A 5,764-nucleotide genomic window follows, 5' to 3' on the forward strand; every position below is an offset into this window, starting at 1 on the left:
GCGCATCCCGACTGCCTCCGTGCAGGGTGAGATAGGATTTGTTTTTGGCGAAATTAATTAGATCAAACCACGGGGTGCGCGTCTACTTTTATGAATTTCCTAGGGATTATGAGGGGATTCGCTAGTTGTAGGCGTTATATTTAAACACGGAGCGAAGTATGGAAATGAAACATTCAAGGAAGGCCAAGGAAGTTCATGCAGAATACCTTATGAAGCTGAGCACTAGTTTAATGACAGCCTTTCTAGTCGCGATACTTATCCTTCCTATAAGTGCTGTAGTTGGTTCTGCGTTGAGCAATCAGCCCACAATTGATGCTTTGACAGCCTTCCGTAATTTGTTCGGCACTTGGTACTCTTTGGTTTTTATACTGGCTGAAGTCTGTATTTACTATCTTGTTTTATCAACAAAGAAACAGGCTTTAGAAATTTATAACGAGTTGTACCCAGATTCATAAATATAACAAGCGACTGTAAACGCCATGCTTCGCATGGCTGGGACGGGCGTTGGGCTAGGCTGATTTTCTGCAAATATCATGAAATATCAGCTTTTATCATCAAACTATCAATTTGCATAATTTACAGTTTCGATAGCATAGTCCCTGAAATTAACTAACCAAAGGGTGATAATCATGTCGAAGCAAAACAACCACAATTCAAATATTAGTAACGCCAACAAACGTACTGCTGGTACAAATAAAACGTATTCGCAAAATCAGGGTAACCGCGGTGCACAATTGAACCCAAACAATCCTGCCTATCGTGGTAAAGGTAAATAAGCTGGTCGGGCGGGGTTACCCGCCCTTTACTCAACTGGAAGTGCATGGAAACGAAACCGAAAGGCAAAAATGCCAAAAAGAAACCATTCAAGCAAACCCAGCAACTGATTAATTTGGCACTGAATGACGGGTGGACACAAGTCGAGATTGCTGAAAAGTGCCGCGTCCACCAATCAGTCGTAAGTAGTTGGAAAAAAGGGGCAAAGAAAGCTGTTGAAAGTACATTGATGCCGCTACTTGAAATCTATGGGCATAAACTAAGACGTAATTCCTTCCGTGTGTATTGGAAACTTGATCCTGAAACTTTGAAACCAACTTTCCACAAAGTGGAAGGGAAGGTCATCCTATCACAAAGTTTTTCTGACCCAAGGCGGAAGAACTGTAAACTTATAAAGAAAATCCCAGTGTACAAGCTGGTCATACATGATCAAGGCAAGGGTAAGTTCAGGGTAATTCAACAAAATCGACTTACCTTCGGGGATTCAAACGAAGAACTTGAATGCAGCCAAGAAGATGCCATTTGGAGTTCAATTATCGGCGATCAAATGAGTGCAGTCGAACTGATTGATTTTGTTGAAATTTACTGCAAAGAACAGCTTAGAAAATACCCAAGTGATGCTAATACGCTACCCTATTTAATCCGTAAGGCACTGCTGAACCATGGCTACCATGTGGAGGGTGTTGTGGAATACCCGGCAGTTTGGTAGGTTTGTATCACCCCATAGGTTAAGGGCGCCTTAACGCCCCAAGTGCGGTACGACCGCGTTTATAGTTTGAATACCTTCGGGTTAACCCCATGATTAGCCAATTCGCTATCATGGCGTGAATCAAACACATTTAGGTGTGCAGTATTATTGCCCCGAATGGGGATAGGCGAACGGGTGACTTATTAGCTGAACCGTAGTGCTGTATAAAGGGAAAGGGTGGGCTAATACCCAAGCCGTTAGCAATAACCGCTTGGGTATTTTTTATCACTTCTAACTGTGGACTAATCAGTCAGTGGCACGTTCCATAGCGTAAATTTCGTGTATTGCGCTATAACAAGTCAATTAACTACGCGCCTACGGCACCGGAACTAGCAATGCTGCGCCGTTTATTGAGGCGTACCCCCATCCCCCAACTTGTTTCTGTCCAATAGTGAGTTACAGCGAATAACACCCATTCGCTCCGCAGGGTCACCACGCTATGTCTTACCAGCGGCAGGGCAGTGCCATCAGGAGTCATTCACCCGTTCAACCGACAAAGGACTGGCAGCTCCAAACAGGCAACAACCGTCGTTGGCAGAACGCCTATTGAGGGATTTATTAGGTTGCTGAGCCCATTATGTACTCTGGGTGCCCAGTATGTTCATCAGTTTGTTCGCTCAACACGGCAAACCCCTGAGATAGATAGAACTGGTAGCTTGAAACGTTCTCTTTGTAGACGGACAAAGTTAGCTGAGACCGTTGTGCTTTTGCGTGAGCAATTAGCATTTTGCCAATACCTCGCCCCTGCAACTCAGGTTCAATGAAGATTGCTGCCAGCATATTTTCATGTAAGGCATAAAACCCGACAACTTCAGAATCGCGCTCAAAAACGTAAGTTTCTGAGGCCGGTATATAGATATTACGCATGTTTTCTACCTGTGATTGCCAAAATTCAGCATCTACAAAATCATGCGCTTTGACCGATGCTTTCAGCCAAATATCCAGCACCGCTTCTAAGTCTTGTTCATTGTATTTTCGAATCATTTTATCTCTCTAGTTCAGCTGAAATTCAAAACCTACCATCGCAAACGCTGGCCATTCTGCCCCCTGCTCTTCCTTGCTATGCGCTAAACGCTAGTTTGAGTAAGGCGTCGCCAGTCTGCTCAAAGATCGTTTCCTCAACGAGTTGAAAACCGTAGCGGTGGTAAAAATAGCGGCCTACTGAGTTTTCCTTAAATACCTGAACCAACAAATCGCCATGTAGCGCTTGTGCCTTTTCCATCAGGGCTCTGCCCAAGCCATGACCATGAAACTTAGGATCAACAAACAGGCCGCCGACTTCATTGCCGATCAGGGAGATGAAACCAGCAACATTGCCATCTGCCAGTACCACCCAAGTATCTGCATTCGGCAAGTACAGCTGCTCAACATTGTGGCGCTCTTGCTGGATAAACTCCTCACTCACAAATGGGTGCCCAACCCTAGATGCGGCTTCAAATATATCCAGTATTTCGCTTATGTCCTGTTCCCGATAGTGCCTGATCTCTGTTTTCAAGGTTTTGCTACTCGTATTATCTGTGTCTGGGAGGGCATAGTAAGGGGCAGAAATAGAAAGTGATTGAACAAAAACGACAGTTTTTATCAGATGTCGAAGTCACCATAGATATCAACCGTAAAGTCGCGTCGCCGAGCATATTCCCCTGGTGTCGTACCCAGTTCTTTTTTCAGATAACGGATGAGGTGGGACTGATCACTAAAAGCAAACTGTTGGGCGATCGCAACCCAGTCAATGTCCTGGCTCTCCAACTGACACAGGTATTCAAGCATGGCTTCCAGCTTTATTATCGACTGGGATTGTTTGAGCGTTAGCCCAGTTACACGCGAAAAGCTGCGCTCTACAGTTCGCTGTGAGCAGTGTAATAATTCGCCAATTTGCGAAACCGGCGTATCAGGTAACAACGGCAATGTTTTGCGGACAAGTAAGCTGTGTTTATCCTGATGGCTTTGGGATAGCCAGGGTAGCAGGAGGTTATCGAGCCTGTCGCAGCACATTTCCCTGTTACGGGCTGCACTGGCTAAAAGTGCTGGCACACTGACTTTCGCATCGTGAAGTAAACTAGGCACATCAACCCCGATCACTTGATCCAATACCGGCTGGGTTGGCTCCATATTTAGAGCATATGTGGCGCCAATATGGAATTTTATGCCAACCATCTGAAAGGCGTGAGTATGATCCAGCGTTAATGTCTGACTATGAGGAAACAACCAGTGGCTTCCAGCCCCCTGTATGGTTCGGGCGCTGCGCTCATAGTAATAGGGCTGGTCGTCAGGCGCTAAGATCAAATGCGCATTGGGATGAGGGTTTAGCTTGGGGTACTGGCAGCCTGGACGGCTATGCGGACTAGCTATAAACCAGTAGCTTTCCACATAATCAGCGACCTTGGGGTTTCTTGGGCTGTTAATCCAGATACTCATTTGCAACGGTTACTAGGGTAGACAGTAAAATTCACAATATTAACTCAAAGGAAAGGTGAGACATTAATACTTCGGCCATATCAACTATGGGCAGCCTTTTCGGGTGTGAAATCGGGAAATCAACTCTACAGTAGCCCCCGGTGGCAGCTATCGGATAAGTTCTGCTCATTCAGTGTTATTAGGCGCTTGTTGAGCAGCGGCACCTCGCTTATTTGTCGCCAGAGTGCCAGACTCAGACATTAGTCACCTAGCTCATTTTTGTCCAACCCCGAGTTAGAACCAATGACCGCAATCCACTCAAATCTGACTATCAAGCAGAGCAAAAGTATACTCAACGGAAACTGAATGTCGCAGCGGTGCCAATTGCGGTCGTGACGGAGACTAAAGAAGCGCTAGTTTCAACGGCTTGTTACGTTAACTATTCGTCATCCCATGGCAGTTCAGGCAAAGAGTCTAAGTTTTGGTCGTAACGTTGAGGGTTAAACTCTTCACCATGCTTCAACGCACCAAAAATCTCCACTGACAAAGCGCATGCTATGTACTTGAGTGACTCTTTTCACCTGATTCCTATGGACATCAGCCTGTCGAGGGTTTGCTTAACTTTAGGGAGTTCATTGGCAGATATTTGATTTTCAACAGCTTCAAGCATGGCATCTCGCGCATGCTTTCTATCCGGTTACGTCATGAAACTGTCCTCAAGCAATAACGCCGCGACCACATGCAAAGGGCAGCGGCTTGCAGCGTTGTGGCCTTTGTCCCCGAGGAGCGTAACGACGAGTGCTTTGGTTAATTTGTTTGTTAGGCATTCAATCGCTGTGCGGGAATTCTGAAAAAGCGACTGTTGCACAGACTTCACCGGGCCACCGTACTTGAACATATGGTGCGTAGCCTTCCTTTTCAGGAACATCAAATACTGCACTCACATAATCCCCGCTACTTTTCCTCAAGCGGATCTTAGTAAAGAACTCACCAACCATAAATTCACCTTTGGGCAACTTGGTATAGGCGAGAAATGCTTCAACCAACTTAGATCCGCCTACCTTTGCCGGAACGCGAATTTGGTAGGAATGCCTATCTTGGGTCTCTGTTAGCTCAATAAGTGCATCGTACTCTTCACCATAAATTGGGACAGTACAGGAATATGATGCCGAACTAATCAGCAACGCTAATAAGAAAACAGCAACTCGAATCATATGTATGCCTAACGCCAAAATTTGGGGCGGCGACATGCGGCTTGCCGCGCAGTGGTTTTGCAGTCCCAAGGCGCGAAGCGCCCATAACGGCCTTGTTATATGCGATACACAACGTCATAGCCTTGCACCGCATCATAAACGAAATGACCAGCGAAACCCGATTTCATCAATATTGATGACCAGCTTTCTGCCAAGAGAGCACCTATTGCTGCATACGTAGCCGAATTACCACTTGCCGCTGTAGAATGATGAATAAGGTCAACATGAAAACAGTCTATTGGAAGAGTATCTGCAGCTCCCGGAAAGCGAGCAAAAGGCACACCACCTTCAAAGGTAATAGTTGGTACCAGAAGTGACATAGCTGAAAGAGTTGTGCCGTAATCACCATACAAAGTCAGGACAGCATCTAAAACACCAAGATGTCCTTCCATTCCATCAACTCTTTTTTCAAGCGTCTCGGCTGCTTTAGTTATTGACTCAAACTTGGTCACAAAAACCCCTAATGCATATAGACAATATGACTCCCACAAAAGGTGCTGACCTCCGCCTTCGTGGGTTAGCTAAAAGCCAGAGCCATAATGTATGTGTCAACAATACAAGCTGGAGGTCAGCATGAATTACAGTAGCATACTTT

Annotated in this window: 9 protein-coding genes; 3 read left to right on the plus strand and 6 right to left on the minus strand. The window is 45.7% G+C overall.

Annotated features, from left to right (window positions below):
* The first annotated feature begins 158 nt into the window (after positions 1-158).
* From DU002_RS19100 to DU002_RS19105, 3 genes are all read left to right on the plus strand, one after another.
* Positions 159-455, plus strand: coding sequence for a hypothetical protein (locus DU002_RS19100; RefSeq protein WP_114340054.1), 297 nt, complete (start codon positions 159-161; stop codon positions 453-455).
* 174 nt (positions 456-629) lie between these two features.
* Positions 630-776 carry a hypothetical protein gene (locus tag DU002_RS19455; RefSeq protein WP_199405286.1) on the plus strand — a complete coding sequence of 49 codons (147 nt, stop codon included), beginning with the start codon at positions 630-632 and terminating at the stop codon, positions 774-776.
* 44 nt (positions 777-820) lie between these two features.
* Entirely contained in the window at positions 821-1,483 is a 663-nt protein-coding gene (locus tag DU002_RS19105; protein ID WP_114340055.1) for a helix-turn-helix domain-containing protein, read from the plus strand.
* A 346-nt stretch (positions 1,484-1,829) separates the two neighbouring features.
* Here the strand turns inward: DU002_RS19105 and DU002_RS19405 are convergent, their stop codons facing one another.
* The 6 genes from DU002_RS19405 to DU002_RS19135 all read right to left on the minus strand — a co-directional run bounded on the left by DU002_RS19405 (position 1,830) and on the right by DU002_RS19135 (position 5,621).
* Entirely contained in the window at positions 1,830-2,000 is a 171-nt protein-coding gene (locus DU002_RS19405; RefSeq protein WP_158538164.1) for a hypothetical protein, read from the minus strand.
* An 80-nt stretch (positions 2,001-2,080) separates the two neighbouring features.
* The gene (locus DU002_RS19110) at positions 2,081-2,506 is read right to left on the minus strand and encodes an N-acetyltransferase (RefSeq protein WP_114340056.1); all 426 of its coding nucleotides are present in this window, start codon (positions 2,504-2,506) and stop codon (positions 2,081-2,083) included.
* Positions 2,507-2,582: 76 nt separating this feature from the next.
* Positions 2,583-2,927: a GNAT family N-acetyltransferase gene (locus DU002_RS19115; RefSeq protein ID WP_325048499.1), complete on the minus strand. Its 345-nt coding sequence runs from the start codon at positions 2,925-2,927 to the stop codon at positions 2,583-2,585.
* A gap of 176 nt (positions 2,928-3,103) precedes the next feature.
* Entirely contained in the window at positions 3,104-3,937 is an 834-nt protein-coding gene (locus DU002_RS19120) for a helix-turn-helix domain-containing protein (RefSeq protein ID WP_114340058.1), read from the minus strand.
* 806 nt (positions 3,938-4,743) lie between these two features.
* The gene (locus DU002_RS19130; protein ID WP_147271904.1) at positions 4,744-5,199 is read right to left on the minus strand and encodes a hypothetical protein; all 456 of its coding nucleotides are present in this window, start codon (positions 5,197-5,199) and stop codon (positions 4,744-4,746) included.
* Between the two features lie 26 nt (positions 5,200-5,225).
* Positions 5,226-5,621: a hypothetical protein gene (locus DU002_RS19135; protein WP_147271905.1), complete on the minus strand. Its 396-nt coding sequence runs from the start codon at positions 5,619-5,621 to the stop codon at positions 5,226-5,228.
* Positions 5,622-5,764 lie beyond the last annotated feature (143 nt).

The organism is Corallincola holothuriorum (assembly GCF_003336225.1).
GTDB classification, from domain to species: Bacteria; Pseudomonadota; Gammaproteobacteria; order Enterobacterales; family Neiellaceae; genus Corallincola; species Corallincola holothuriorum.

Coding starts and splice junctions, on each gene's coding strand:
- DU002_RS19455 (WP_199405286.1), top strand. CDS start 630: ATGTCGAAGCAAAACAACCACAATTCAAATATTAGTAACGCCAACAAA.
- DU002_RS19405 (WP_158538164.1), bottom strand. CDS start 2,000: ATGACTCCTGATGGCACTGCCCTGCCGCTGGTAAGACATAGCGTGGTG.
- DU002_RS19120 (WP_114340058.1), bottom strand. CDS start 3,937: ATGAGTATCTGGATTAACAGCCCAAGAAACCCCAAGGTCGCTGATTAT.
- DU002_RS19100 (WP_114340054.1), top strand. CDS start 159: ATGGAAATGAAACATTCAAGGAAGGCCAAGGAAGTTCATGCAGAATAC.
- DU002_RS19105 (WP_114340055.1), top strand. CDS start 821: ATGGAAACGAAACCGAAAGGCAAAAATGCCAAAAAGAAACCATTCAAG.
- DU002_RS19110 (WP_114340056.1), bottom strand. CDS start 2,506: ATGATTCGAAAATACAATGAACAAGACTTAGAAGCGGTGCTGGATATT.